25 protein-coding genes and 3 tRNA genes are annotated in these 26,683 nt (G+C 56.8%); 12 read left to right on the top strand and 16 right to left on the bottom strand.

Annotated features, from left to right (window positions below):
- Positions 1–2 precede the first annotated feature (2 nt).
- The 8 genes from hflK to nnr all read right to left on the bottom strand — a co-directional run bounded on the left by hflK (position 3) and on the right by nnr (position 9,252).
- Positions 3–1,259, bottom strand: coding sequence for an FtsH protease activity modulator HflK (gene hflK, locus BMF08_RS07665; protein ID WP_072570270.1), 1,257 nt, complete (start codon positions 1,257–1,259; stop codon positions 3–5).
- 67 nt (positions 1,260–1,326) lie between these two features.
- Positions 1,327–2,607, bottom strand: a complete 1,281-nt coding sequence (gene hflX / locus BMF08_RS07660; RefSeq protein WP_072570269.1) for a ribosome rescue GTPase HflX — start codon at positions 2,605–2,607, stop codon at positions 1,327–1,329.
- Positions 2,608–2,682: 75 nt separating this feature from the next.
- Positions 2,683–2,991, bottom strand: a complete 309-nt coding sequence (gene hfq, locus BMF08_RS07655; protein ID WP_072570268.1) for an RNA chaperone Hfq — start codon at positions 2,989–2,991, stop codon at positions 2,683–2,685.
- A 96-nt stretch (positions 2,992–3,087) separates the two neighbouring features.
- On the bottom strand, positions 3,088–4,038 hold the full coding sequence (miaA, locus tag BMF08_RS07650) for a tRNA (adenosine(37)-N6)-dimethylallyltransferase MiaA (RefSeq protein ID WP_072570267.1): 951 nt from the start codon (positions 4,036–4,038) through the stop codon (positions 3,088–3,090).
- A complete protein-coding gene (gene mutL / locus BMF08_RS07645; protein WP_072570266.1) occupies positions 4,031–5,899 on the bottom strand; it encodes a DNA mismatch repair endonuclease MutL in 1,869 nt (622 codons plus the stop codon). The genes miaA and mutL overlap by 8 nt, the downstream gene beginning before the upstream one ends.
- A 9-nt stretch (positions 5,900–5,908) precedes the next feature.
- Positions 5,909–7,255, bottom strand: coding sequence for an N-acetylmuramoyl-L-alanine amidase AmiB (gene amiB, locus BMF08_RS07640; protein ID WP_072570265.1), 1,347 nt, complete (start codon positions 7,253–7,255; stop codon positions 5,909–5,911).
- A gap of 16 nt (positions 7,256–7,271) precedes the next feature.
- Positions 7,272–7,733 (bottom strand): tRNA (adenosine(37)-N6)-threonylcarbamoyltransferase complex ATPase subunit type 1 TsaE, encoded by a 462-nt coding sequence (gene tsaE / locus BMF08_RS07635; RefSeq protein WP_072570264.1) that lies wholly within the window; start codon positions 7,731–7,733, stop codon positions 7,272–7,274.
- Positions 7,726–9,252, bottom strand: a complete 1,527-nt coding sequence (nnr, locus tag BMF08_RS07630; protein ID WP_072570263.1) for a bifunctional ADP-dependent NAD(P)H-hydrate dehydratase/NAD(P)H-hydrate epimerase — start codon at positions 9,250–9,252, stop codon at positions 7,726–7,728. Before nnr ends, tsaE begins: the two co-directional genes overlap by 8 nt.
- Between nnr and queG the strand changes: the two genes are divergently transcribed.
- Positions 9,251–10,390, top strand: a complete 1,140-nt coding sequence (queG, locus tag BMF08_RS07625; RefSeq protein ID WP_072570262.1) for a tRNA epoxyqueuosine(34) reductase QueG — start codon at positions 9,251–9,253, stop codon at positions 10,388–10,390. The two genes, nnr and queG, sit on opposite strands and share 2 nt — an antisense overlap.
- Positions 10,391–10,659: 269 nt before the next feature.
- Here queG and BMF08_RS07620 read toward each other — a convergent pair.
- The 4 genes from BMF08_RS07620 to orn form a co-directional block, all read right to left on the bottom strand.
- Positions 10,660–10,735: transfer RNA gene (locus BMF08_RS07620), tRNA-Gly, on the bottom strand.
- Positions 10,736–10,772: 37 nt separating this feature from the next.
- Positions 10,773–10,848, bottom strand: a tRNA-Gly gene (locus BMF08_RS07615).
- 86 nt (positions 10,849–10,934) lie between these two features.
- Positions 10,935–11,010 (bottom strand) — tRNA-Gly (locus BMF08_RS07610).
- Between the two features lie 192 nt (positions 11,011–11,202).
- A complete protein-coding gene (gene orn / locus BMF08_RS07605) occupies positions 11,203–11,748 on the bottom strand; it encodes an oligoribonuclease (protein WP_072570261.1) in 546 nt (181 codons plus the stop codon).
- Positions 11,749–11,855: 107 nt separating this feature from the next.
- Between orn and rsgA the strand changes: the two genes are divergently transcribed.
- From rsgA to mscM, 3 genes are all read left to right on the top strand, one after another.
- Positions 11,856–12,908, top strand: a complete 1,053-nt coding sequence (gene rsgA / locus BMF08_RS07600) for a small ribosomal subunit biogenesis GTPase RsgA (protein ID WP_072570260.1) — start codon at positions 11,856–11,858, stop codon at positions 12,906–12,908.
- Positions 12,909–13,006: 98 nt separating this feature from the next.
- Positions 13,007–13,969 carry an archaetidylserine decarboxylase gene (gene asd, locus BMF08_RS07595; RefSeq protein ID WP_072570259.1) on the top strand — a complete coding sequence of 321 codons (963 nt, stop codon included), beginning with the start codon at positions 13,007–13,009 and terminating at the stop codon, positions 13,967–13,969.
- Between the two features lie 18 nt (positions 13,970–13,987).
- The gene (gene mscM / locus BMF08_RS07590; protein WP_072570258.1) at positions 13,988–17,323 is read left to right on the top strand and encodes a miniconductance mechanosensitive channel MscM; all 3,336 of its coding nucleotides are present in this window, start codon (positions 13,988–13,990) and stop codon (positions 17,321–17,323) included.
- Positions 17,324–17,373: 50 nt separating this feature from the next.
- On the opposite strand, the gene epmA is transcribed toward mscM, so the two are convergent.
- Positions 17,374–18,351, bottom strand: coding sequence for an elongation factor P--(R)-beta-lysine ligase (gene epmA / locus BMF08_RS07585; RefSeq protein ID WP_072570257.1), 978 nt, complete (start codon positions 18,349–18,351; stop codon positions 17,374–17,376).
- Between the two features lie 282 nt (positions 18,352–18,633).
- Between epmA and frdA the strand changes: the two genes are divergently transcribed.
- From frdA to BMF08_RS07560, 5 genes are all read left to right on the top strand, one after another.
- Positions 18,634–20,424 (top strand): fumarate reductase (quinol) flavoprotein subunit, encoded by a 1,791-nt coding sequence (gene frdA, locus BMF08_RS07580; RefSeq protein WP_072570256.1) that lies wholly within the window; start codon positions 18,634–18,636, stop codon positions 20,422–20,424.
- Positions 20,417–21,151, top strand: a complete 735-nt coding sequence (locus tag BMF08_RS07575; RefSeq protein ID WP_072570255.1) for a succinate dehydrogenase/fumarate reductase iron-sulfur subunit — start codon at positions 20,417–20,419, stop codon at positions 21,149–21,151. The genes frdA and BMF08_RS07575 overlap by 8 nt, the downstream gene beginning before the upstream one ends.
- A 10-nt stretch (positions 21,152–21,161) precedes the next feature.
- Entirely contained in the window at positions 21,162–21,557 is a 396-nt protein-coding gene (gene frdC, locus BMF08_RS07570; protein WP_072570254.1) for a fumarate reductase subunit FrdC, read from the top strand.
- A 10-nt stretch (positions 21,558–21,567) separates the two neighbouring features.
- Positions 21,568–21,927: a fumarate reductase subunit FrdD gene (gene frdD / locus BMF08_RS07565; RefSeq protein ID WP_072570253.1), complete on the top strand. Its 360-nt coding sequence runs from the start codon at positions 21,568–21,570 to the stop codon at positions 21,925–21,927.
- A gap of 110 nt (positions 21,928–22,037) precedes the next feature.
- Positions 22,038–22,568, top strand: coding sequence for a lipocalin family protein (locus BMF08_RS07560; protein ID WP_072570252.1), 531 nt, complete (start codon positions 22,038–22,040; stop codon positions 22,566–22,568).
- On the opposite strand, the gene sugE is transcribed toward BMF08_RS07560, so the two are convergent.
- Positions 22,565–22,882, bottom strand: a complete 318-nt coding sequence (sugE, locus tag BMF08_RS07555; protein WP_072570251.1) for a quaternary ammonium compound efflux SMR transporter SugE — start codon at positions 22,880–22,882, stop codon at positions 22,565–22,567. The two genes, BMF08_RS07560 and sugE, sit on opposite strands and share 4 nt — an antisense overlap.
- Before the next feature lie 259 nt (positions 22,883–23,141).
- On the opposite strand from sugE, the gene BMF08_RS07550 reads away from it, so the two are divergent.
- Complete coding sequence (locus tag BMF08_RS07550; protein WP_072570250.1) at positions 23,142–23,789, top strand: helix-turn-helix transcriptional regulator; 648 nt, start codon at positions 23,142–23,144, stop codon at positions 23,787–23,789.
- On the opposite strand, the gene ecnB is transcribed toward BMF08_RS07550, so the two are convergent.
- Together ecnB and efp are read right to left on the bottom strand one after the other, a co-directional pair.
- Positions 23,773–23,919 carry a lipoprotein toxin entericidin B gene (ecnB, locus tag BMF08_RS07545; RefSeq protein ID WP_039055654.1) on the bottom strand — a complete coding sequence of 49 codons (147 nt, stop codon included), beginning with the start codon at positions 23,917–23,919 and terminating at the stop codon, positions 23,773–23,775. The genes BMF08_RS07550 and ecnB overlap by 17 nt on opposite strands.
- A gap of 148 nt (positions 23,920–24,067) precedes the next feature.
- Positions 24,068–24,634, bottom strand: a complete 567-nt coding sequence (gene efp, locus BMF08_RS07540; protein WP_072570249.1) for an elongation factor P — start codon at positions 24,632–24,634, stop codon at positions 24,068–24,070.
- A gap of 40 nt (positions 24,635–24,674) precedes the next feature.
- On the opposite strand from efp, the gene epmB reads away from it, so the two are divergent.
- Positions 24,675–25,703, top strand: coding sequence for an EF-P beta-lysylation protein EpmB (gene epmB, locus BMF08_RS07535; protein WP_072570248.1), 1,029 nt, complete (start codon positions 24,675–24,677; stop codon positions 25,701–25,703).
- Between the two features lie 124 nt (positions 25,704–25,827).
- On the top strand, positions 25,828–26,649 hold the full coding sequence (yjeJ, locus tag BMF08_RS07530) for a YjeJ family protein (protein WP_072570247.1): 822 nt from the start codon (positions 25,828–25,830) through the stop codon (positions 26,647–26,649).
- Positions 26,650–26,683 lie beyond the last annotated feature (34 nt).

Genomic DNA, 26,683 nt, shown 5'->3' with positions numbered 1-26,683 from the left:
CGTTATTCCCCCTGACGCTGTGAGTCGTTACGCTGCGCGTTGGCACGGCGTTGGTCCATAATGTCACCCTGGCTGGCAGTCGGTGCGGTGCTGGCATTGCTGCCGGAGTTTGAGGCAGGCGGCAGGCGCAACAGATTGTTGGCACCGCTGGTCTCATTTTTTGCTCCGCTGGCGTTACCGCCCTTCAGCATTTGGTCCAGTGGAAGCACCATCAGGTTGCCGCCTTTATCGTTAACCAGCACTTTGCGGGTGTGGCTCAGCACTTTTTCCATGCTTTCGATATACAGACGTTCACGGGTAATTTCCGGTGCGGCTTTATATTCCGGCAGAAGTTTGGCAAAACGCGCCACTTCACCCTGGGCTTCCAGGATGGTCTGCGTGCGGTATGCGCGGGCTTCTTCAAGAATACGCTGGGCCTGACCGTTGGCACGAGGCTGTACTTCGTTCGCGTAAGCTTCCGCTTCACGGATAGATTGCTGTTCGTTTTCACGCGCGGCAATCGCATCATCAAAGGCGGCCTGTACGGCTTCCGGCGGACGCGCGGCCTGGAAGTTGACGTCCAGCAGGGTGATACCCATGTTGTACGGACGAATGGTCTCTTCCAGTTCACGTTGGGTATCGCTACGAATAACGGTACGGCCTTCGGTGAGGATACGGTCCATGGTGTATTTGCCGATCACGCCACGCAGGGCGCTGTCGGTGGCCTGACGCAGGCTGTCGTCTGCGCTGGTCACGCTAAACAGATAGTGCTGCGGATCGGTCACGCGGTACTGCACGTTCATTTCCACGCGCACTACGTTTTCGTCGGACGTCAGCATCACGCCGGAAGCCGCCAGTTCACGCACGGATTCCACGTTTACCGCCGTCACGTTATCAATAAACGTCGGCTTCCAGTTAAGACCCGGCTCCACCAGATGGCTGAATTTACCGAAACGGGTGACCACACCGCGCTCGGCTTCTTTAATGGTATAGAAACCGCTGGCAGCCCAGATAATGACGGCGGCCGCAGCGACGATACCGACCACACGTCCTCCCATATGACTGCGAGGGCCTGGCGCGGAACTTCCGCCGCCTGAACCGGTACCTTTACCGCCGCCCAGACCGCCAAGCTTTTTGCTCAGCTTACGGAAAATATCATCTAAATCAGGCGGCCCCTGTTCGCGACCGCCTTTATTTCCCCCAGAGTTACCGTCGGGCTTATTGCTGCTCCCCCACGGGTCGCGGTCTTGTCCGTTATTACCGGGCTGATTCCACGCCATGTTTGTGCTCCATATTTGTTATGCGGTGATATCCCCAGAGGGGAAATGTCTTCAGGTGATACGCCGGTTAGACCACGTAGTCCACCAATGCCGGTTCTTGTTTACAGAGTCGACGCCAGTCAATAATCGGCATGCGTATCTGCATACCCACGCTGCCGTCTTCCTCCATCCACTCTTTTTCTATCGCCTGAAGCTGGTGAAACCGGCTTCGCAAACGCCCTTCTTCGGGAGGCAGACGCAACGTGTGCTGCGCGACTTCTCCGGAAAGCCGTTCGGTTAACGCCTGGAATAACAGTGGTACACCGACGCCGGTCTGGGCTGAAAGCCAGACCCGAATCGGTTTATTTTCATCGTCACGATCGATACGCGGCTCGAAGCTGTCGAGCATATCGATTTTATTCATGACCATCAGCGTGGGGATTTCGTGCGCGTCGATTTCTTCGAGCACCGTATCCACCGCGGCGATATTTTCCTGCAAGCGGACATCCGCTGCGTCGACAACGTGCAACAGCAGCGTGGCCTGACGGGTTTCCTGCAACGTGGCTTTAAACGCGGCCACCAGGTCATGTGGCAAATGGCGGATAAACCCTACGGTATCCGCAAGCACGGTTTCGCCCACGTCCGCCACGTCGATACGGCGCAGCGTCGGATCCAGGGTCGCAAACAGCTGGTCTGCGGCGTAAACCTGGGCCTCGGTGATCTGGTTAAACAGCGTCGATTTGCCGGCGTTGGTGTATCCCACTAAGGATACGGTCGGAATATCGGCTTTCTGACGGGAGCGACGTCCCTGCTCACGCTGCTTTTCAACTTTTTCAAGCCGCGAGAGGATCTGCATAATACGATTGCGCAGTAAACGACGGTCGGTCTCGAGCTGGGTTTCCCCCGGACCACGCAAACCAATCCCGCCTTTCTGTCGCTCAAGGTGGGTCCAGCCACGCACCAGACGCGTAGCCATATGGCGCAGCTGCGCCAGCTCAACCTGCAACTTACCTTCATGGGTACGTGCACGTTGGGCAAAAATGTCTAAAATCAAGCCGGTGCGGTCAATAACACGACATTCGCATAACCGTTCAAGATTACGTTCCTGAGCAGGGGTCAGCGCATGATCAAAAAGTACGACCGATGCCCCTGTTGCCTTAACGGCTTCCGCTATTTCAACTGCCTTACCTTCACCAACAAAATACTTTGGGTGCGGTGCTTTACGGCTACCGGTAACCACCTGCATTGCTTCGACACCAGCTGAAGAGACCAGGGATTCAAACTCCTGGAGATCTTCCATATCTTTGTCTTGCGAAAAATAGATGTGTACCAGAACCGCCTGCTCACCGGCGTCATAACGGTCAAACAAGCGTAAACCCTCTTAAAATACCAGCGGGGAACTCAGATAATCTGGCTCCCCGGCATGGATTAACAACAACTAACCTTACTCGGCGTCGTCGCTGTCTTGTTGCGTCGCAGAGGACCCCTGCGCGTTACTGCCATGATGATAGTTACTGGAGCCGCCGGTCGTGTTGTTGCTGTGATGAGAAACCGGACGAGACGGGACAACAGTAGAAATTGCGTGCTTATAGACCATCTGGCTGACCGTGTTTTTCAACAGGATCACGAACTGATCGAAAGACTCAATTTGACCTTGCAGCTTGATACCATTCACCAAATAAATAGAAACCGGAACACGTTCACGACGCAGTGCGTTCAAAAACGGGTCTTGTAATGATTGCCCCTTAGCCATTCTATCTTTTCCTTATATGCTTGTTTTGTACTTAGAACCCGGAGGCCCTGAAAACTGCGTAAAATTTTGCGCACGATACGATGTAATTGTACACATTCAGTTTGCGTTAGCACCAACTACCTGTAATACCGCATCTCTTGCCTGTTCGGGCGATTCGCTGTCTAACCAGTGAACCCCGTCCCAGCTACGCAGCCAGGTGATCTGACGCTTCGCTAACTGCCTCGTGGCGCAAACTCCTCGATAAACCATTTCATCATATGAAATCTCGCCTTCAAGGTAAGACCACATCTGGCGGTATCCCACACAACGAATGGAAGGCATGTCCGTATGCAAATCTCCACGGGCAAAAAGCGCCCGCACTTCTGCTTCAAAACCTGAAGCCAACATCTGATGAAAACGCTGCTCAATTCGCTGATGGAGCAGTTCACGGCTCGCCGGGGCGATGGCGAACTGATGCACCTGATACGGCAGAGCCTCTCCTGACGTTTGCGTCAGTTCCGTTAAAGTTTTACCCGAAATGAAAAAAACTTCCAGTGCCCGGGAAAGCCTTTGCGGATCATTTGGATGAATTCGCGCACCGGCCACCGGATCTATCTCCAGCAGTTGCCTGTGCAGTGCGTCCCATCCCAGCTCGGCCGCCTGTTGTTCAATTTTAGCTCTTACCGCCGGATCCGCTGACGGCAAGGGAGATAACCCTTCCAGCAGCGCCTTAAAATAGAGCATGGTGCCGCCCACCAGTAACGGAATACGCCCGGCGGCGGTGATCTCTGCCATATGCGCCAGGGCATCGCGGCGAAAATCAGCCGCAGAATAGGCCTGCGCCGGGTCGAGAATATCCAGCAACCGGTGCGGCGCCGCGCGTAATTCGTCGGCATCCGGCTTTGCGGTGCCGATATCCATTCCCTGATAAATAAGGGCAGAATCGACGCTTATCAACTCTACTGGCAAAACTTTACGCAACTCAATGGCTAACGCCGTTTTGCCGGAGGCTGTTGGCCCCATTAAAAAAATTGCCTTAGGCAGGCTCGCCATACTCTGGTCAGTCATGTCTCAGGGCGTTCATCGCCGAATGTAAATCAACAGGTTGAACCAGGCCACCCGGCGGGGTTTTCACCAGCTGCGGGCAAAGACGTTCGACATCGGCGATCACCGTGATGGCCTGAGCCACACTCCACTGCGGGTGGACGCTCTCAAGCTTACGGGCAATCCACTGGGCGGTGTTCGCCGCGTCTAACGTTGTTTGCTGCGCCAGGTAGCCTATCAGTTCAGGAATCAAGATTTGTAAATTTTGTTGGCGTAAGGGTAAAGGCACGGCGCGAATGGTCACATGATGGGCATCGGACATAAATTCGATGCCCATGTCGGCCAGCATTGCCTGTGCACGTTGCAGCGCCGCGCGCTCGTCAGCGCTGACTTTCAGGCGAACCGGGATCAAGAGCGGCTGTGCGCAGGCCGCTGTATTACCCGGCGTCAGCTGTGCCTGTTTGTACCAGCGCTCCGCCACCGGCAACGCCAGCAGGAATAACGCCCCGTCGCGCTCCAGCAGGGCGCAATCCTGGCCGATAATCGTCAGCACGCGGCCAAAGCTCTGGCTGTGCGCGTCAACGGCGGAGGGTGTGGGTTCGGGGGCTGGCGCGCTACGCTCAACGGCGGGCGTCTCCAGCAACTGGCGATATAACGCCCCCTGCTGTTTCTGATAGCCCGGCTGGGCGTTCGGCCAGCCTGCGCCACCGCTGCTTTGCCCGCCACCCTGTCCAGCGCGCGGCGCGGCCGCCGGTGCGGTATAACGCTCCGGCGCAGGCTCGCGGGCGACCGCCGGGCTGGCGAACTGGTTTTTACCCGCCGCGATGCGGTTTTCCGGCATACTGCGCGGTTCCGGCGCGTCGGCCAGCGGTAGCGCCGTATCCAGCCGTTGTTGCAGGACGCTCAATACGCCCTGATAGATAAAATCATGTACCAGCCGCGACTGGTGGAAACGCACTTCATGCTTGGCCGGATGGACGTTGACGTCCACCTGATGCGGATCGATCTCGAGATAGAGCACAAACGCCGGTTGCTGATCGGCGCCGAGTTTATCCTCACAGGCCTGGCGGATCGCATGATTGATCAGGCGATCGCGCATCATACGACCATTGACGTAGCAGTACTGGATCTCGGCGAAGGCGGAGGTGGTGGACTGCGGATCCGCCACCCAGCCGCGCATCCCCAGATCGCCGTGCTGCCATTCGATTTGCAGCGCCTGTTCGATAAAAGGCACGCCGCAGATCGCGCCGAGACGGCGTTCTTTCTGTCCGCCTGGTGGGACGGCACGATACTGTCGCACCATCTTCCCGTTGTGGTTCAGGTTGATGGTGACGTCAAAACGCGCCAGCGCGATACGGCGGATCACCTCATCGATATGTCCGAATTCGGTCTTCTCGGTACGCATAAATTTGCGGCGGGCGGGGGTGTTATAAAAGAGATCCAGCACTTCCAGCGTCGTCCCCACCGGATGCGCGGCGGGTTTGACCGTTACGTCCATGTCGCGCCCTTCGGCGTAAGCCTGCCAGGCTTCGGGCTGATCTGCTGTGCGCGAGGTCAGCGTCAGGCGGGATACCGAGCTGATGCTGGCCAGCGCCTCGCCGCGAAAGCCAAGGCTGATAATGGCTTCCAGATCGTCGAGGGAGGCGATTTTACTGGTGGCATGACGCGCCAGCGCCAGCGCCAGCTCATCCTTTTTGATGCCGCAGCCGTTATCGCGGATGCGGATAAGCTTCGCGCCACCGCGTTCGATATCAATGTCAATGCGGGTCGCCCCGGCATCAAGGCTGTTTTCCACCAGCTCTTTCACAACCGACGCAGGACGTTCCACCACTTCGCCTGCGGCGATCTGGTTCGCAAGCTGTGGCGGCAAAACCTGAATCGGCATGAAATCTCCTTAGTTAAAGAACGCGCCGCCCGAGGAAGCGGCACTCGCCGTCTGGCCGGCACCGCCCTGCGGGGCCGACTGGATCGGATGCGCCTGGAAGTACTGGCGCAAACCGTTATAAATGGCTTCCGCCAGCTGCTGCTGATAGTCATCGCTGCCCAGCAGGCGCTCTTCGCTGTTGTTACTGATAAAGCCCGTTTCCACCAGCACCGATGGAATATCCGGCGAGCGCAGCACGCCGAGGCTGGCATGTTCCGGGCGGCGTTTATGCAGCGAACCAATGCGCTGTAGCTGGCCGAGCATATTCACGGCGACATCATACCCGACACGCTGGGAATGACCGAACTGCAAATCCAGCACCGCCTGGCTCAGGTAGGGATCGGACTGGCTGTTCGCCAGCACATCCCCTGCCCCGCCCAGCAGTTCGGACTGCTTCTCATGCTGCTCCAGCCAGCTGGCCATTTCGCTGTTGGCGCGACGGTTAGACAGCACCCATACGGACGCGCCGGTGGCGTCACGGTTCGGCGCGGCATCCGCATGGATCGACACCAGGAAGTTCGCGTTCTGTTTACGCGCCACGTCGGAGCGGCCCATCACCGAAATAAAGTAATCGCCGTCGCGGGTGAGCACGCCTTTAAACATCGGATCGTCATTAAGCAACGCGCGCAGTTTGCGGGCAATCGCCATGGTGACGTTTTTCTCACGCGTCCCGCCGGGGCCGATAGCGCCCGGATCCTGGCCGCCGTGTCCGGCATCAATGGCGATGATCACTTTGTCACCGGACGCGCTGCGCGAGCGCATGGCCGGGCGGGTCACCGTATTACTGCTGGTCACGCTCGTTACGCGGTCGTTTTCATTTTTAAAAGGATTGCGGGCAGGCTCTGCCGGACGCGGCGCAATAGCGGGCGCAACGGCTGGCGTCTCGACGCGCTTCACCACAACCGGCGGCGGAGGCGGAGGGGGCGGTGGTGCATCGGCATTAATGGTAAAGACCACGGTATAGCTGGCGCCGTTTTGCTGCTTCACCGCACGGGTTTTACCGTTCTGCGTCAGGTCGACCACCAGGCGCAGGGACTGATTATCTTTCGGCGTACCAGAGCGGATAGCCTTCACCAGGTTATTACCGCTAAATTGCAGCGGCAACCCCTGGATCACGCCGGTCTGTTTGATGTCCAGCGCCACGCTGCGTTTGCTGTCCTGGGAAAAGGCGTATTCCGGATCGCCCATAAAGCTCAGGGTGATGCGCGCCTGATCATTGCCATTGGACACCTGAATATCGGATAAGGTTGCTGCTCCTGCCTGGGTACAGGCCAGCAGCAGTATTGTCGCGAACCAGCTTTTAACGCGATTGATCATCCCGCCATTCCTACAGTTAACCGGCCAGTCGCGCCAGTAACGAATTACCCGATGAGGAAACGGCAGAAATGCACGCCTCACGCCCTTGTGCCTGGTATGACATATGGATTTCGATATCCGGTTCAGGCAGCACGCCCGCGCCTTGTTGCGGCCATTCGACAAGGCAGATTGCGTCGCGGCCAAAGTAGTCGCGGATACCCATAAATTCCAGTTCTTCCGGATCGGCGAGCCGGTACAGGTCAAAGTGATAGACCATCAGTTTGTCGAGGGTATAAGGCTCGACCAGCGTATAGGTCGGGCTTTTCACGTTGCCGTTATGCCCGAGCGCCTGCAAAAAGCCCCGGCTGAACGTGGTCTTACCCGCCCCCAGATCGCCATACAGATAGATGACCGTCGCGCCATCGCAGGCCTGCGCCACGCGCTGGCCAAGATCTAAGGTTGCTTCTTCGTCAGGTAAAGGGATCACTCGATTAATCATGGTTTACGTCAATCACATCCGGGTTAACTACACGCCGAAGCGTGGAAAAAAGATCGGTCGCTAACATGCCGCGCGTGCCATAACGCGCCGCGAGCCTGTCGGCAGCGGCGCCATGTGCTACGCAGCCTGCACAGGCGGCATCGTACAGGGAGAATTTTTGCCCTGCGAGCGCGCCAATAATACCAGAGAGCACATCGCCCATGCCGCCGCTGCCCATCCCGGCATTTCCGGCATCAATGATGCCCGTCTCGCCGTTCTCGCAGGCGATAACCGTGCCCGCGCCTTTCAGCACCACAACACCCCCATAACGTTTTACCAGACGTCGGGCTGAAAGTAAGCGATCACTTTCAATTTCTGCAACGCTACAGTTCAGTAGCCGTGCAGCTTCGCCGGGGTGCGGCGTCAGGATGCGATTGTGACGTTTATCGGGATTGATTGCCAGAAGGTTCAGTGCGTCAGCGTCCCACAGCATGGGTTTGCGAAAATTCTCAATTTTACGCAGGGCGTCTTTGCCCCACGCCTGTTGCCCGAGACCCGGCCCCACGACCACCACGTCCGCCCATTCGAGGCTTTCATCCAGGCTTTGCGCCGTGAGTTCATGCACCATCAGTTCCGGGCGGGCGGTGATGATAGGGCCGATATTTTCGCTGCGCGTCAGTACGCGAACCAGCCCTGCGCCAGTACGCAGCGCGGCTTCCCCGGTCATACGGATAGCCCCCGCCGTACCGTGATCGCCGCCGACGATAACCAGCCGTCCGTTATCGCCTTTATGCGAGGTCGGCCGCCTGGGGGGTAACCAGTCTGCCAGCTGTGTGGCATCAAAACGGGTTATATGAGTTTCCTGACCCGCCAGCCAGCTTTCCAGTCCCAGCGCATGATGATGCAGCTGCCCTACCACATCGCGCGCCTTACCGGTCAGCAGGCCAGGCTTAAGCGCGATAAAAGTCAGGGTATGCGCGGCATTGATCACCGCGCCAGGCGTCGCGCCCGTTTGTGCCAGCAGGCCAGACGGGATATCCAGCGCCAGCACCGGCGCGGGATGTTGATTCGCATGTTCGATAAGCGCGGCGATGTGCTCCCGCGGGGCGTCGGTCAGCCCGGTACCCAGCAGGCCATCGATAATCAGTTCCACACCTTCCGGCCAGGCCAGCGTCGGCGCATGAATGGCGCCCCCGGCATCAAGCCAGGCCTCACGCGCGGCATGAGCCTCCTCCGGCAAGGGTTTATCGCTCTCCTGCGCCAGCAGCGTCACCTCAATGCCCGCAGCGGCGGCCAGACGCGCCACCACATAGCCATCGCCGCCGTTGTTACCGTGGCCGCAGAGGATCAGCCAGTGCTGCGCCCCGGGGTAATGTTCCCGCGCGACAGTAAAGGCCGCCTGACCAGCGCGCTGCATCAGTTCATACAGCGTGATGCCGAGGCTGTCGGCCGCCTCCTGTTCCGCGCGTTTGAGTTCATCCGCAGGCCAGATGGAGTGTGGTATACTTGCGGGGTTTTTCTTCAATGTATGGTCCGTCATGTCACAGCCCCTCGATCTCAATCAGTTAGCGCAAAACATTAAACAGTGGGGCACTGAACTGGGCTTTCAGCAGGTCGGTATCACCGACACCGATCTCACCGCCGCCGAACCCAAACTGCAGGCATGGCTGGATAAGCAATATCACGGCGAAATGGACTGGATGGCGCGTCACGGTATGATGCGCGCCCGTCCGCATGAGCTTTTACCCGGTACGCTGCGCGTGATCAGCGTGCGCATGAATTACCTGCCCGCTAACGCCGCCTTCGCCAGCACGCTGAAAAACCCGTCGCTGGGCTATGTCAGTCGCTATGCGCTGGGCCGCGATTACCATAAGTTATTGCGTAACCGCTTAAAAAAGCTCGGTGAAAAGATCCAGGAACAGTGCGCATCGTTGAATTTTAGACCCTTTGTGGATTCTGCGCCCATTCTTGAACGCCCGCTGGCGGAAAAAGCCGGGCTTGGCTGGACAGGTAAGCACTCACTTATTCTTAATCGCGAAGCCGGTTCGTTTTTCTTCCTTGGCGAGCTGCTGATCGATTTGCCGCTGCCGGTTGATCAGCCGGTGGAAGAAGGCTGCGGTAAATGCGTGGCCTGCATGACCATCTGTCCGACCGGCGCGATTGTCGAGCCCTATACCGTCGACGCGCGCCGCTGTATCTCTTACCTGACGATTGAGCTGGAAGGCGCGATCCCGGAAGAATTTCGCCCCTTGATGGGCAACCGCATCTACGGCTGCGACGACTGTCAGTTGATCTGCCCGTGGAACCGCTACTCGCAACTGACGGACGAAGAGGACTTCAGCCCGCGCAAAGCGCTGCACGCGCCTGAGCTTATTACGCTGTTCGGCTGGAGCGAAGCCCACTTCCTGAAAGTCACCGAAGGATCGGCGATCCGCCGTATCGGTCATTTACGCTGGCTGAGAAATATCGCCGTCGCGCTGGGGAACGCGCCCTGGGATGAAGCTAACATTCGCGCGCTGGAACAGCGCAGAGGTGAGCACCCACTTCTTGATGAGCACATAGAATGGGCGATTGCGCAGCAAATTGATAAGCGGAATGCCTGTGTTGTCGAGGTGCAATTACCGCAGAAATTGCGGCTGGTGCGGGTAATCGAAAAAGGGCTGAAACGCGACGCCTGACCTTTCCACAGCTTGTGCATAAAAATAAAAAAACATTGCTAATCAAGGCGGAGAAGTTCGTCAAGGGACAGGATTAACATTTTGAAATGAAATTTTTGTGAAACATATCAGGCAGTTATCATAAATTCATTCACATCCTGAATCATTTACCGGGACAGGCAGAAATAACAAACCTGTGGATAAGTCTGTTCACAAGAATATGTCAAAGAGGAAACAAATCGTCTGCGGCAAGGGATCCCGCTGTGGATAATTTATTCAGAGAAGAAATTTGGAGCGGGAAACGAGACTCGAACTCGCGACCCCGACCTTGGCAAGGTCGTGCTCTACCAACTGAGCTATTCCCGCTTGGGTGGTGCGTGGCTGTAAAAAGCCAATCAAATTTTGGAGCGGGAAACGAGACTCGAACTCGCGACCCCGACCTTGGCAAGGTCGTGCTCTACCAACTGAGCTATTCCCGCATATTCGTCGTCTTTCAGGCTGCCTGGTTGCAACATGAAATCCTTGAATCTGGATACTGCGCGGCTTTAAAAGCCATTTCAAATTTTGGAGCGGGAAACGAGACTCGAACTCGCGACCCCGACCTTGGCAAGGTCGTGCTCTACCAACTGAGCTATTCCCGCTCTGCGTAACTTTGCAATTTCTGCATCGGTACGGGAGGCGCATTATACGAGAATTCATTTTAGCTGCAAGCCCTGAAACTGAAAAATTTAAATTTTTTGTTCAAGTGCTGCTTTAATCGGCAAGATGATTATTTTCCCATCAAAATCCGCATTATGGCCCCTCGCCTGCGAAAGACAGGGGCCAAAAAAAAGTTACAGCTTGATGAAATGCTCGCGGTAATAGGCCAGTTCCGCGACCGATTCGCGGATATCATCCAGCGCCTGATGCGTGTTTTGCTTTTTCAGGCCGGCCAGCACCTCCGGCTTCCAGCGCTTAGCCAGCTCTTTCAGGGTGCTGACGTCCAGATAGCGGTAATGGAAATACGCTTCCAGCTCCGGCATGTATTTAAACAGGAAACGGCGATCCTGGCCGATACTGTTACCGCAAATCGGCGATGTGCCTGCCGGCACCCACTGTTTCAGGAACTCAATCGTCGCCAGCTCTGCGGCGCGATCGTCCTGGGTGCTGGCCTTCACGCGATCCACCAGACCACTGCCGGTATGGGTACGCACGTTCCAGTCATCCATCAGCGCCAGCTGTTCATCTGACTGGTGCACGGCGATAACCGGGCCTTCTGCCAGAATGTTCAGGTTCGCATCGGTGACCAGCGTCGCGATTTCGATGATTCGATCGCGCTCTGGATCGAGGCCGGTCATTTCCAGATCGATCCAAATGAGGTTGTTTTCATTTGCACTCATGCTATTTTCCACCCTTCTCGCATAACCAGCCACATCTGGTTAACTAGTATAAAATAGCGTGTATCATAGAGGTTTTGCCCATCAGGGGCGACCAGGAGTCAGCACGATTGAGTAAAAATAAACTCTCCAAAGGCCAGCAGCGCCGCGTCAACGCCAATCACCAGCGGCGGCTAAAAACGTCTGTGGAGAAACCGGACCTTGACGACAACCTGTTTGGCGAAGCGGCTGAAGGCATCGTAATCAGCCGTTTTGGCATGCATGCCGACGTGGAATCCGCAGACGGTGAAACCCACCGCTGTAACATTCGTCGCACGATTCGTTCGCTGGTCACTGGCGACCGCGTTGTCTGGCGTCCGGGTAAAGCCGCCGCGGAAGGCGTTAACGTGAAAGGGATCGTCGAGGCGGTGCATGAGCGCACTTCCGTTCTGACGCGCCCGGACTTTTACGACGGGGTAAAACCCATCGCGGCGAACATCAATCAGATTGTCATCGTCTCGGCTATCCTGCCGGAGCTGTCGCTTAACATCATCGACCGCTACCTGGTGGCATGCGAAACCCTGGACGTTGAACCCATCATCGTGCTGAATAAAATCGACCTGCTGGATGCAGAAGGCATGGCGTTTGTGAATGAGCAGATGGATATCTATCGCCACATTGGTTATCGCGTACTGATGGTGTCCAGCTACACCCAGGACGGCCTGAAACCGCTGGAAGAGGCGCTGACCGATCGTATCAGCATCTTTGCCGGGCAGTCTGGCGTGGGCAAATCCAGCCTGCTGAATTCGCTGTTAGGCCTGCCGACGGAGATCCTCGTTAACGACGTCTCTGATAACTCCGGTCTTGGTCAGCACACCACCACCGCCTCACGCCTGTACCATTTCCCGCACGGCGGCGACGTTATTGACTCTCCTGGCGTACGTGAGTTCGGTCTGTGGCATCTGGAGCCTGAGCAGGTTACCCGGGGCTTTATCGACTTCCACGATTATTTAGGCCACTGCAAATATCGCGACTGCAAGCACGATACCGATCCGGGATGCGCTATCCGCGAGGCGGTTGAGCAAGGTAAAATCGCCGAATCACGCTTCGAAAATTATCATCGCATTCTGGAAAGCATGTCGCAGGTAAAAACGCGTAAAAACTTTTCTGATACCGATAGCTGACATTTAAGCTAAGCATCGCCAGAATTGTCACCCTTTTAAAAGATCCGCCGGTAATACGCGGATCGGGAACGGTAAAAAATATTAGCCTGGAGGCTACCTTGTTAGACTCATTTAAACTTTCGCTTCAATACATTCTGCCTAAACTGTGGCTGACTCGCCTCGCGGGCTGGGGCGCAAGAAAACGCGCAGGCTGGCTGACCAAACTGGTTATCGATCTGTTCGTCAAATACTACAAGGTCGATATGAACGAGGCGCAAAAGCCGGATACCGCCAGCTATCGCACCTTTAACGACTTCTTTGTCCGCCCGCTGCGTGATGAAGTGCGTCCGCTCAATACCGATCCGAACGTGCTGGTGATGCCTGCCGACGGCGTGATCAGCCAACTGGGCAGCATCGAAAACGACAAACTGTTGCAGGCAAAAGGCCATAACTACAGCCTTGAAGCGCTGCTGGCCGGGAATTACCTGATGGCGGATCTGTTCCGCAACGGCTCCTTTGTCACCACTTACCTGTCGCCGCGCGACTATCACCGCGTCCATATGCCGTGTAACGGTATTCTGCGTGAGATGATCTACGTGCCGGGCGATCTTTTCTCGGTCAACCACCTGACCGCGCGCAATGTGCCAAACTTATTTGCCCGTAACGAGCGCGTGATCTGCCTGTTTGATACCGAGTTCGGCCCGATGGCGCAGATCCTGGTCGGCGCGACTATCGTTGGCAGCATCGAAACCGTCTGGGCGGGCACCGTCACACCGCCGCGCGAAGGCATCATCAAACGCTGGACCTGGCCCGCGGGTGAAAGCGATGGCGCTGTCGCCCTGCTGAAAGGCCAGGAAATGGGCCGCTTTAAGCTTGGCTCTACGGTGATTAACCTGTTCGCGCCGGGCAAAGTGGAACTGGTTGAACAGCTGCAAAGCCTGTCGGTAACCAAAATCGGCGAACCGCTGGCGGTCTCCACCGAGGCCATTGTGATGCCGGAGCCGACCCCGCTGCCGCAGGAAGAGATCGACGCCGAGCACGACGCCAACCCGCTGGTGGACGACAAGAAAGACCCTGTCTGATTTTAAAAGGTAACTGATGTGCGCCTGATTATCGCTTTTCTGATGGCCTGGTGCCTCAGTCTCAGTATGGGGGCGTCCGCTGCGACGGCCCCCGACGCTAAACAAATCGCGCAGGAACTGGAGCAGGCTAAAGGGGCGAAAAACGCCCCGGATCAGGCCGAAACCGTTGAGGTGCTCCAGGCCGCGCTGAACGCGCTCGACGAGCGTAACGGCTCGCTTGAGCGCGCAAAGCAGTATCAGCAGGTCATTGACGACTTCGCCAAAACCTCCCAGACCTTACGCGCACAGCTGAACAGTATGCGCGACGAGCCGCGCGCCATTCCCACCGACCTGAGTTCTGACGCCCTCAATCAGGAAATTTTGCAGGTCAGCAGCCAGCTGCTGGATAAGACGCGCCTGGCGCAGCAGGAGCAGGAGCGCGCCCGTGAAATCAGCGATTCCTTAAGCCAGCTGCCGCAGCAGCAAACCGATGCCCGCCGCCAGCTCAATGAGGTGGAACGCCGCGCCGGTACGCCAGCCGGTACCACCGCGCTGGCCCAGGCGCAGCTGCTCAGTGCTCAGGCGGAATCTGCCAGGCTGAAAGCGCTGGTGGATGAACTGGAGCTGGCGCAACTGTCCGCCAACAACCGCCAGGAACTGGCGCGTATGCGCTCCGAGCTGGCGCAAAAGCAGGCGGCGCAGCTGGATACTTACTTACAGGCGCTGCGTAATCAGCTCAACAGCCAGCGGCAGCGTGAAGCCGAGCAGGCGCTGGAAAGCACCGAAATGCTGGCGGAAAACAGCGCCAACCTGCCGGTCGGCATTGTCGATCAGTTTAAAATCAACCGCGAACTCTCCCAGGCGCTCAACCAGCAGGCGCAGCGGATGGATCTGGTCGCCTCTCAGCAACGACAGGCCACCGGTCAGACGTTACAGGTACGCCAGGCGCTCAATACCCTGCGCGAGCAGTCCCAGTGGCTGGGGGCATCCAACATGCTTGGCGAAGCGCTGCGTGCGCAGGTCGCCCGTCTGCCGGAAATGCCGAAACCACAGCAGCTGGACACCGAAATGGCGCAGCTGCGCGTGCACCGTATGCGCTATGAAGATCTGCTGAACAAGCAGCCGCAACTGCGGCAGATCCGTCAGGTCGATGGTCAGCCGCTGACCCGCGAACAAAGCCGTATTCTTGACGCCCAACTGCGTACTCAGCGCGAGCTGCTGACTTCGCTGTTGCAGGGCGGCGACACGCTGATCCTTGAACTCACCAAGCTCAAGGTGTCGCACACGCAGCTGGAAGACGCGCTGAAAGAGGTGAACGAGGCGACGCACCGTTACCTGTTCTGGACCTCGGACGTCAGCCCTATCAATCTCAGCTGGCCGATCGATATCGTGCAGGATCTGCGCCGTCTGATCTCGCTGGATACCTTCAGCCAGCTGGGCAAGGCCACGCTGATGATGCTGACCACCAAAGAAACGCTGCTGCCGCTGTTTGCCGCCCTGTTCCTTGTCGGCTTCAGCCTGTACTCGCGTAAGCACTTTACCCGCTTTCTGGAGCGTTCGTCCGCCCGCGTCGGCAAGGTGACTCAGGATCACTTCTGGCTGACGCTGCGCACGGTATTCTGGTCGATTCTGGTGGCCTCGCCGCTGCCGGTGCTGTGGGCTACCCTGGGTTATGGTTTGCGTGAGGCCTGGCCGTATCCGCTGGCGGTGGCGATTGGCGATGGCGTCACCGCGACCGTGCCGATGCTGTGGGCGGTGATGATTTGCGCCACCTTTGCCCGCCCCAACGGTCTGTTTGTCGCGCATTTTGCGTGGCCGCGGGCGCGTGTGGCGCGCGGTATGCGCAACTATTTGCTGTGTATTGGCCTGATCGTGCCGCTGATTATGGCGCTGATCATGTTCGATAATCTTAATGACCGTGAGTTCTCCGGCTCCCTCGGACGACTGTGCTTTATGCTGATTTGCGGCGCGCTGGCGATGGTCACCCTGAGCCTGAAACGCGCCGGGATCCCGTTGTATGTCGACAAAACCGGCAGCAGTGACAACATGGGCAACCATCTGCTGTGGAACCTGCTGCTGAGCGCCCCGCTGGTGGCGATGCTGGCGGCTATGGTCGGTTATCTGGCGACAGCGCAGGCACTGCTGGCGCGGCTGGAGACCTCGGTGGCCATCTGGTTCCTGCTGCTGGTGGTGTATCACATCATTCGCCGCTGGATGCTGATCCAGCGTCGTCGGCTGGCCTTTGATCGCGCTAAACACCGCCGCGCCGAGATCCTCGCCCAGCGTGCCCGGGGTGAAGAAGATCCGCATCACACCACCAGCACCGAAGGCCTGGTGGAAGTGGACGAGAGCGAAGTGGATCTGGATACCATCAGTACCCAGTCGCTGCGCCTGGTGCGCTCCATCCTGATGCTGATCGCCCTGCTGTCGGTGATTGTGCTGTGGTCGGAAATCCACTCCGCGTTTGGCTTCCTGGAGAATATTTCCCTGTGGGATGTGACCTCCACCGTGCAGGGCGTGGAAAGTCTGGAGCCGATTACCCTTGGCGCGGTGCTGATCGCGATTCTGGTGTTTATCATCACCACGCAGCTGGTGCGTAACCTCCCTGCCCTGCTGGAGCTGGCGCTGTTGCAGCACCTCGATCTGACGCCGGGCACCGGCTACGCCATTACCACCATCACCAAATATCTGCTGATGCTGTTTGGCGGTCTGGTGGGCTTCTCGATGATTGGTATTGAGTGGTCAAAATTGCAGTGGCTGGTGGCCGCGCTCGGTGTCGGGCTCGGGTTTGGTTTGCAGGAGATTTTCGCCAACTTCATCTCGGGCCTGATCATTCTGTTCGAAAAACCCATCCGCATCGGCGATACCGTAACGATCCGCGATCTGACCGGCAGCATCACCAAAATCAATACCCGCGCCACGACGATCAGCGACTGGGATCGCAAAGAGATCATCGTGCCGAACAAGGCGTTTATCACCGAGCAGTTCATCAACTGGTCGCTGTCGGATTCGGTAACCCGTGTGGTGCTGACGGTGCCTGCTCCGGCGGATGCCAATAGTGAGGAAGTGACGCAGTTGCTATATACCGCCGCGGAACGCTGCTCGCTGGTGATCGATAACCCGCCGCCCGAAGTGTTCCTGGTGGATTTACAGCAGGGCATTCAGCTGTTTGAACTGCGTATTTACGCTGCGGAGATGGGACACCGGATGCCGCTGCGCCATGAGATCCATCAGTTGATCCTGGCGGGCTTCCGTGAACACGGTATTGATATGCCGTTCCCGCCATTCCAGATGCGTCTGGAAACCCTGGGCGGTAAAGCAACAAACAGAACGCTGACCTCTGCCGGACGTGGCCGCCCGGCGGGAAGTTTGTAATCCCCTCACCCCGGCTCTCTTTTCAGAAAGAGGGCCGGGACCGTTAAGCCTTACGCTCTGTCGACGGTAAAGGCGATCACTTCACTTAAGTTTTCCGCGCCCAGTGCCAGCATGATCAGGCGGTCAACGCCCAGCGCCACGCCGGAGCAATCCGGCATTCCTACTTTCAGCGCTTCCAGCAGATTCACATCAATGGGCTGCTGCGGCAGGCCGCGGGCGGCGCGCTTGCGGTTATCCTGCTCAAAGCGTTGCTGCTGTTCACGGGCGTCGGTCAGCTCGTGGAAACCATTCGCCAGCTCAAGCCCTTTGAAATAGACCTCAAAGCGTTCCGCCACGCGGTGATCTTCAGTGCTGATTTGCGCCAGCGCAGCCTGGCTTGCCGGGAAGTGATAGACAAAGGCCGGGCGATCTTTACCAATGTGCGGCTCGACGCCCATGGTAAACAGCAATTGCAGCAGCGTGTCGCGATCGTCTTCCGTGTCCGCAATATTGCTCAGATCCAGCTTCGCCGCCGCGTCGCGCAGCTGTTGCTTATCGGCAGAGAGCGGATCGATTTCAAGATGGCGCTGGAAAGCCTGCTGATAAGACAGGGATTCTGCTGCCGGGCACTCAAGGACCTGTTGCAGCAGATCGTCCACTTCATTCATCAGGCGGTACATGTCGTAATGCGGACGATACCATTCCAGCATGGTGAATTCCGGATTGTGGTGACGCCCCATCTCTTCATTGCGGAAGCTGCGACACAGCTGGAACACCGGACCGCAGCCCGCCACCAGCAGACGCTTCATATGGTATTCCGGGCTGGTCATCAGATAGAGGTTCATCCCCTGAGAATGGCCGGGGCCTACAAAACGGGTTTCGAACGGGAACAGATGAATATCCGTCACCGTCGCCTGACTCATGCAGGGCGTTTCCACCTCCAGTACACCGCGGTCGGCAAAGAAACGGCGGATCTCCGCAATCTTCGCGGCGCGTTTCAATAAATTGGGGATGGACGCGCTCGGCTGCCAGGTTGCCGTCTCGCTCATGGTAATTCTCCGTATGCTGATAAGGGCACGAAGTCTACCCGTAACCCGCCAGAGAGACAAATTTTGCACAGTAATTTATTGCCCGCGGCGGACAAATAAGACAAAGGGCCGGATCCATCAAACAGAGTGATAAATCACGCGGAAGATCGGCAAAAAAATCGAACGCATCAAATTTCCCTTCCTCCCGCAAGGTTATACTGCCTCCCCATAATGGAGCAGTGGACATGCTTTTGCGACGCCTGTTAAGGGCGACGCGGAATAACTAAAACCTGGAGGAATGTCGTGCAAACCTTTCAAGCCGATCTTGCCGTAATTGGCGCAGGTGGTGCGGGATTACGTGCCGCGATAGCCGCGGCGCAAGCGAATCCCAACGCTAAAATCGCCCTGATCTCAAAAGTGTACCCCATGCGCAGCCATACCGTGGCCGCCGAAGGGGGGTCTGCCGCCGTCGCGCAGGATCATGACAGCTTCGATTACCATTTTCACGACACCGTCGCCGGTGGAGACTGGCTTTGCGAGCAGGATGTGGTGGATTATTTCGTGCACCATTGCCCGACCGAAATGATCCAGCTTGAACAGTGGGGCTGCCCGTGGAGCCGCCGCCCGGATGGTTCCGTCAACGTGCGGCGCTTCGGCGGCATGAAGATTGAGCGCACCTGGTTTGCCGCCGACAAAACCGGCTTCCACATGCTGCACACCCTCTTCCAGACCTCGTTGCAGTTTCCGCAGATCCAGCGCTTTGACGAGCATTTTGTCCTCGATGTACTGGTGGATGACGGCGCGGTGCGCGGCCTTGTCGCCATGAATATGATGGAAGGGTCGCTGGTGCAGATCCGCGCCAATGCGGTGATCATGGCCACCGGCGGTGCCGGGCGCGTGTACCGCTTCAACACTAACGGCGGCATCGTCACCGGCGACGGCATGGGCATTGCGCTGAACCACGGCGTGGCGCTGCGCGACATGGAGTTTGTACAGTACCACCCGACCGGCCTGCCGGGTTCCGGCATTCTGATGACCGAAGGCTGCCGTGGCGAAGGCGGTATCCTGGTGAATAAAGATGGTTACCGTTATCTGCAGGATTACGGCATGGGCCCGGAAACGCCCCTCGGCGAGCCGAAAAACAAATATATGGAGCTGGGGCCGCGCGATAAAGTCTCCCAGGCCTTCTGGCATGAGTGGCGCAAGGGCAACACCATTTCGACGCCACGCGGCGACGTGATCCATCTGGATCTCCGCCATCTGGGTGAGAAAAAGCTGCTCGAACGTCTGCCGTTTATCTGTGAGCTTGCCAAAGCGTATGTCGGCGTCGATCCGGTGAAAGATCCGATCCCGGTACGCCCGACCGCGCACTACACCATGGGCGGCATCGAAACCGATCAAAACTGCGAAACCCGCATCAAAGGCCTGTTCGCGGTGGGCGAATGCTCCTCTGTCGGGCTGCACGGCGCGAACCGTCTTGGCTCGAACTCGCTGGCCGAACTGGTGGTCTTTGGCCGCCTCGCCGGTGAAAAAGCCATGGAACATGCCATGGGCGCACATCAGCCTGACGATAAGGCGCTGAACGCCCAGGCCGGTGATGTGGAACAGCGCCTGAAAGATCTCGTTAACCAGGAAGGCAGTGAAAACTGGGCGCATCTGCGCGACGAAATGGGCATGGCGATGGAAGAAGGCTGCGGCATCTACCGTACGCCGGAACTGATGCAGAAAACCATCGATAAGCTGGCGGAGTTGCAGGAGCGCTTCAAACGCGTGCGCATCACCGACACCTCCAGTGTGTTAAATACCGATCTGCTGTATACCCTTGAGCTGAAGCATGGCCTGAACGTGGCGGAGTGTATGGCGCACTCGGCGATGGCGCGTAAAGAGTCGCGCGGCGCGCATCAGCGTCTGGACGAAGGCTGCACCGAACGCGATGACGTCAACTTCCTCAAACATACGCTCGCTTATCGCGATGCTGACGGCACGACGCGTCTGGAATACAGCGACGTGAAGATCACCACGCTGCCGCCGGCGAAACGCATGTACGGCGGCGAAGCGGAAGCAGCCGAGAAGAAGGAGAAGGCGAATGGCTGAGCTACAAACCCTGAAAATCGAGGTGGTGCGCTATAACCCGGAAGTGGACAGCGCCCCTCACAGCGCGTTTTACGAGGTGCCCTTTGATGAGCAAACCTCGCTGCTGGACGCGCTGGGCTATATCAAGGATAACCTCGCGCCGGATCTCAGCTACCGCTGGTCGTGCCGCATGGCGATTTGCGGCTCCTGCGGCATGATGGTCAACAAGGTGCCAAAGCTGGCCTGTAAAACCTTCCTGCGCGAATACGAACAAGGCATGAAGGTGGAGGCGCTGGCGAACTTCCCGATTGAACGCGATCTGGTGGTCGATATGACGCACTTTATCGAGAGCCTGGAAGCCATTAAACCCTACATTATCGGCAATCCGCGTACACCGGATCAGGGGCCGAACACCCAGACGCCGGCGCAGATGGCGAAATACCATCAGTTCTCCGGCTGCATCAACTGCGGTCTGTGCTACGCCGCTTGTCCGCAGTTTGGACTGAACCCGGAATTTATCGGCCCGGCAGCGATCACCCTGGCGCACCGGTATAACGAAGACAGCCGCGATCGCGGCAAGAAAGAGCGTATGGCGCAGCTTAACAGCCAGAACGGCGTCTGGAGCTGTACGTTTGTGGGCTACTGCTCTGTCGTTTGTCCGAAGCACGTCGATCCGGCGGCGGCCATTCAGCAGGGGAAAGTGGAAAGTTCGAAAGACTTTCTTATCGCCACCCTGAAACCACGCTAAGGAGCGCATGATGACAACGAAACGTAAACCTTACGTGCGGCCGGTGCCGTCAAACTGGTGGAAAAACCTGCCGTTTTATCGCTTTTATATGCTGCGCGAAGGCACGGCAATCACTACCGTGTGGTTCAGCATCGTGCTGATTTATGGCCTGTTTGCGCTGAAGCATGGCGCAGAAAGTTGGGCGGGATTTGTGGGCTTCCTGCAAAACCCGGTGGTGGTGATCCTTAACCTCATCACGCTGGCGGGGGCGTTGCTGCACACCAAAACCTGGTTTGAGTTGGCACCGAAAGCCGCGAATATCATCGTCAAAGACGAGAAAATGGGACCGCAGCCGATCATCAAAGGGCTGTGGGTTGTCACGGCGCTGGTGACGCTGGTGGTGCTGTTTGTCGCCCTGTACTGGTAAGGAGGCCAGAATGATTAATCCAAATCCACAACGCTCTGACGAACCTGTTTTCTGGGGGCTGTTTGGCGCAGGCGGCATGTGGGGCGCGTTCTTTGCGCCGGTCATCGTGCTGCTGATCGGCGTGCTGCTGCCGCTGGGGTTGTATCCCGGCGACGCGCTCAGCTTCGAGCGGGTGCTGGCCTTTGCCCAAAGCCTCATCGGACGCGCCTTTATCTTCCTGATGATTGTGCTGCCGCTGTGGTGCGGCCTGCACCGCATCCATCACCTGATGCACGACCTGAAGATCCACGTGCCAAACGGTAAATGGGTGTTCTACGGCCTTGCCGCGATCCTGAGCGTGGTGACGCTGGTCGGGGTAATTTTCCTTTAAGTACAGTGCCGGGTCTGATGTTGCAGACCCGGTCACGCTTCGCAACGGCAAGCCGGGCAAAATTCCAGTGACGCTTTACACTTATCTGTAAATCCTGGAAGGAAAATACCATGCGTATATTGCCTGTCGTTGCCGTCGTTTCCGCCGCGCTTCTGATGGTGGCCTGCCAGTCTCCCACTCCTCCTCCCGGCGTAACCGTCGTGGAAAATTTTAATACCACGCGCTATCTCGGTACCTGGTATGAAATCGCCCGTCTGGATCACCGTTTTGAGCGCGGGCTGGATAACGTCACCGCCACCTACAGCCTGCGGGAAGACGGCGGGCTGAACGTTATTAACAAAGGCTATAACCCGTCGCGGGGTATGTGGCAATCGACGGATGGCCGGGCTTACTTTACGGGATCTAAAAACCGTGCGGCGCTGAAGGTGTCGTTTTTCGGCCCTTTTTACGGCGGCTATAACGTCATTGCGCTCGACAAAGATTATCGCCATGCGCTGGTCTGCGGGCCGGATCGCGATTACCTGTGGATCCTGTCCCGCACCCGCACTATTCCGGATAACGTGAAACAGGATCTGGTGAACACCGCAAAACAACAGGGCTTTGCGGTGGAGAAACTCATCTGGGTGGCGCAAAACCGTTAATGGGTGCTGAGTTTTAACCCGATGATCCCGGCGACAATCAGCACCAGGCTGATGATGCGCGCCGGGCTTGTGGATTCACCCAGCAATATCATGCCGGTAATGGACGCGCCGACCGCGCCAATTCCCGTCCAGATCGCATACGCGGTGCCGACCGGCAGCGTTTTCATCGCCCACGACAGCATAACAATACTGACGATCATGGCGCTGACGGTGATGATACTGGGCGTGAGACGGGTGAAACCATGGGTGTATTTCAGGCCGATGGCCCAGACAACTTCAAGTAAACCCGCAATAAGTAAAACGAACCAGGACATAGTTGGCTCCTGAGATGGGGCCGTCCCCGTTGAAGATGGCGCTTACAGGTCGTCCTGCAAGGCTTATGTAGAAGCGTATTCTTACCGCCAGACTTTACTATTTCAACTTTTTTATTTATCCAAAATTTTAACGGCTTAAAGCAAGAAATAGGCGCAGTTCGCAGCGGAGTTCCGTCATTTATCTTTTTTGTCTTCCCACTATGATGGTGTACTTTCAGATAAATGAAAGCCGTCACCCATTCTGACTGCGAAACCAAACATGTTCAAAATTTTATTGATTGACCGTTGTTGCTTCACCCGCTTCGGGCTTGAGAGCTGGCTCAATCAAAGTGAGATCTTTCCGGGACCGGTGCTGGTAACCGGGCTGAACAATTTAATGCTGGCCAAAGAACATGCCGCCCAGTGGCAGCCGGATCTGGTGATTGCCGATCTCTATGGTTTTGCGAGTGAATTACATCACGTGCAGCAATTAGCCTCGTTATTACACATCTGTAGCCAAAGCCCGTTGCTGTTATTATCGTCCGGGCATGATGCGCAGATGGAAAGCTATTGCCAGCAGTTCCCGCTCTGGGGTCGATTAGATAAGTCTGTACCGCTTGACGCACTTGCTCGCAGCATTAACGGGGCGCTGTGCTCACGGCCGACAGAAGATGTGAATCAGACGGTGACACCGCTGCTGACGCGGCAGGAAGAGAAAGTATTATCACTGTGGATGGACGGCACTAATAACCATTGTATCGCTCACCGGCTCGGTATTAATGGCAAAACGGTTTATACCTATAAACGAAATATCCGCATGAAGCTGGGCATGGGGAATCGTTTTACGCCGTTTTTGTCACTGCCGGAAAGCGGAAGCAACGGTACGGCAGAGGCCGTACCGTATGCTGCTGTTACTGCTGAGCTTTAGTGGCTGCACCAGAGATCGCGCTGCCGCCATCAGAAATATCTTCGCCTACGCCACGCGTGGTGTTACACGCGGTCAACACAGAAGAAAGAACCAGTACCGAAAAGATCGCAGCAATTGTTTTCTTAACCATAATATATTCCTTTTATAGCCAGTGTTATTTGTGTATAGCCTGTTAAGCATAGACAAAATTCCGGGCTATGGAGAAAAAGGCGATATTTTAGGAAGATTTGAAGTCAGCGGCCTGGCATTGCGCCACGCCGCTGAAGATAAGGCAGGAATTACTTAACGCGGGAAACGTATTCGCCAGAGCGGGTGTCCACTTTGATGACTTCGCCGGTCTGTACGAACAGCGGCACTTTAACCACGGCGCCCGTGCTCAGTTTGGCAGGTTTACCACCGGTACCGGCGGTATCGCCTTTCAGGCCTGGATCGGTTTCCACGATTTCCAGTTCAACGAAGTTCGGCGGAGTTACCGCGATCGGCTGACCGTTCCACAGGGTCACGATGCATTCAGCCTGATCCAGCAGCCATTTGGCGCTGTCGCCGATAGCTTTAGCGTCCGCAGACAGCTGTTCGAAGGTTTCGTTGTTCATGAAGTGCCAGAACTCACCGTCGTTGTACAGGTAAGTCAGGTTCATATCGATAACGTCAGCGCCTTCAGCGGAATCGGTGGATTTGAAGGTTTTCTCAACGCGAGTACCGGTCAGCAGACGGCGCAGCTTAACGCGTGCGAACGCCTGACCTTTACCCGGCTTAACGAATTCACTGGATTCCACCGCGTAAGGTTCGCCTTCGAACATGATTTTAAGACCGGCACGAAAATCGTTGCTATAGTAAGTCGCCATAAGGCCCTCTGAAATATTGTTAACTGGTATTAGCCAAAAAATGGCACACATTGTAACCCTAAACACCCCTTCCAGAGAAGAATGGTTATTGCAACTTGCCGATGTAATAACCGATCCTGATGAACTTCTGCAGCTTTTAAATATAGACGCCAGCGCAGAGCTGCTCGCGGGACGCGAAGCCCGTCGGCTGTTCGCCCTGCGCGTCCCCCGCGCATTTGCGGCGCGCATGGAAAAAGGCAACCCGAACGATCCGCTGTTGCGTCAGGTACTTACCGCGCAGGAAGAGTTTATCGCCGCCCCCGGCTTTACCACCGATCCGCTCGAAGAACAGCACAGCGTGGTGCCGGGATTGCTGCATAAATACCGTAACCGGGCGCTGCTGCTTGTTAAGGGCGGCTGCGCGGTAAATTGCCGCTATTGCTTCCGCCGCCACTTCCCGTACGCCGATAATCAGGGCAATAAGCGCAACTGGCAGGCCGCGCTCGATTATATTGCGCTGCATCCGGAGCTGGATGAGATCATTTTTTCCGGTGGCGATCCGCTGATGGCGAAAGATCATGAGCTGGACTGGCTGATCGGCGAGCTGGAGGCGATCCCGCATATTAAGCGTCTGCGCATTCACAGCCGCCTGCCGGTAGTGATCCCGGCGCGCATTACCGATACGCTGGCGGCCCGCCTGGCGCGATCCTCATTGCAGATCCTGCTGGTGAACCATATCAACCATGCCCGGGAAATTGACGACGCTTTCCGCGCGGCCATGACGCAGCTGCGGCAGGCGGGCGTCACGCTGCTTAATCAGAGCGTGCTGCTGCGCGGCGTGAACGACAACGCGCAGACGCTGGCGGATCTCAGCAATGCCCTGTTTGATGCGGGTGTGATGCCCTATTACCTGCACGTACTGGATAAAGTCCAGGGCGCGGCGCATTTTATGGTGAGCGACGAGGACGCGCGTCAGATCGTGCGTGAATTGCTGACCCTGGTATCCGGCTATATGGTGCCGCGCCTGGCGCGTGAAATCGGCGGCGAGCCGAGTAAAACACCGCTGGATCTGCAATTGCGCCAGCAATAAGCCTTCTTTAAGAGTCCGCATTCGGACTCTTTTTACCCCTCATCTCCCCTTATACTGCCCCGCGTTTTCTTGCCAAATCTGTGCCCTTCATCCGGTATATTGCCGCCCCTCATGGAGAATATAAATGCCCTTAACTATTCATGGACTGAACGCTGGCGTTATTCGTCATGACAATGATTTTGCTGCGCTGGCCCTGAAAATTAAACACGAGGCGAATAATGACAGCCTGCTGTTTCTTCCGCTGTTACCCCTGAAAGATCTGCTGCTGTGTCTTGAATATCATCTTCCCGTGAAAAGCGTACCCGATGACGCTGGCAGCACGCTGCACAGCAACGCGCCGGCGCTGGTCGAAGATGAACTGAGAAATGCGGATGTGCGCCTGCGGGTGGAAGGCGTTACGCTACTTGATGATACAGGCAACAGCCTGACGATAGCCTTCACCCTGAATACGGGCGAGACGCTGACCCTGAATATTGCGGATACGCAAATCCCGGCGCTGGTGAAACTGATTATTCATGCAATGAACAATGCCGGGCTACGAGCGCTGGTGGAAAGCGTGTCTTCTGTGCTGGATTTCCTGCCGCTGTATGACGTTGACAGCCGGGATAACGCGCAGCTGGAATACGACGCTTATCAGCATCCTGAGTGGAAATACCGCCTGTTCACCCATCATCTGGTCGTGATCTATCAGTATAAAAATACCGCAGGAGAAATACATACCAGCGGCTCGGTCATTAAAACGCGATCCCCTTCCGCGTCACAAGAAACCCAGGGCATCGTTAAACGTCTGCTGCGTTTCAGCAATCGCCTGCGCAAGCTGGATCACACACCCTGCAAGGTATTTGTCAGAACACTGGCGGCGGGAAATAAGGTCACGCTGACACAGGCGCAGTGCCTGCATGCGGTGCATAATCTGCGGTTACATGTGGAGAAATCGGCGGCCTGAAAACAGTGAACCCCGGAGCGGGGTTCATCTTAGA

This window comes from Enterobacter sp. SA187, assembly GCF_001888805.2.
Lineage (GTDB): Bacteria > Pseudomonadota > Gammaproteobacteria > Enterobacterales > Enterobacteriaceae > Enterobacter_D.
This window is presented reverse-complemented; position numbering and strand designations above follow the sequence as displayed.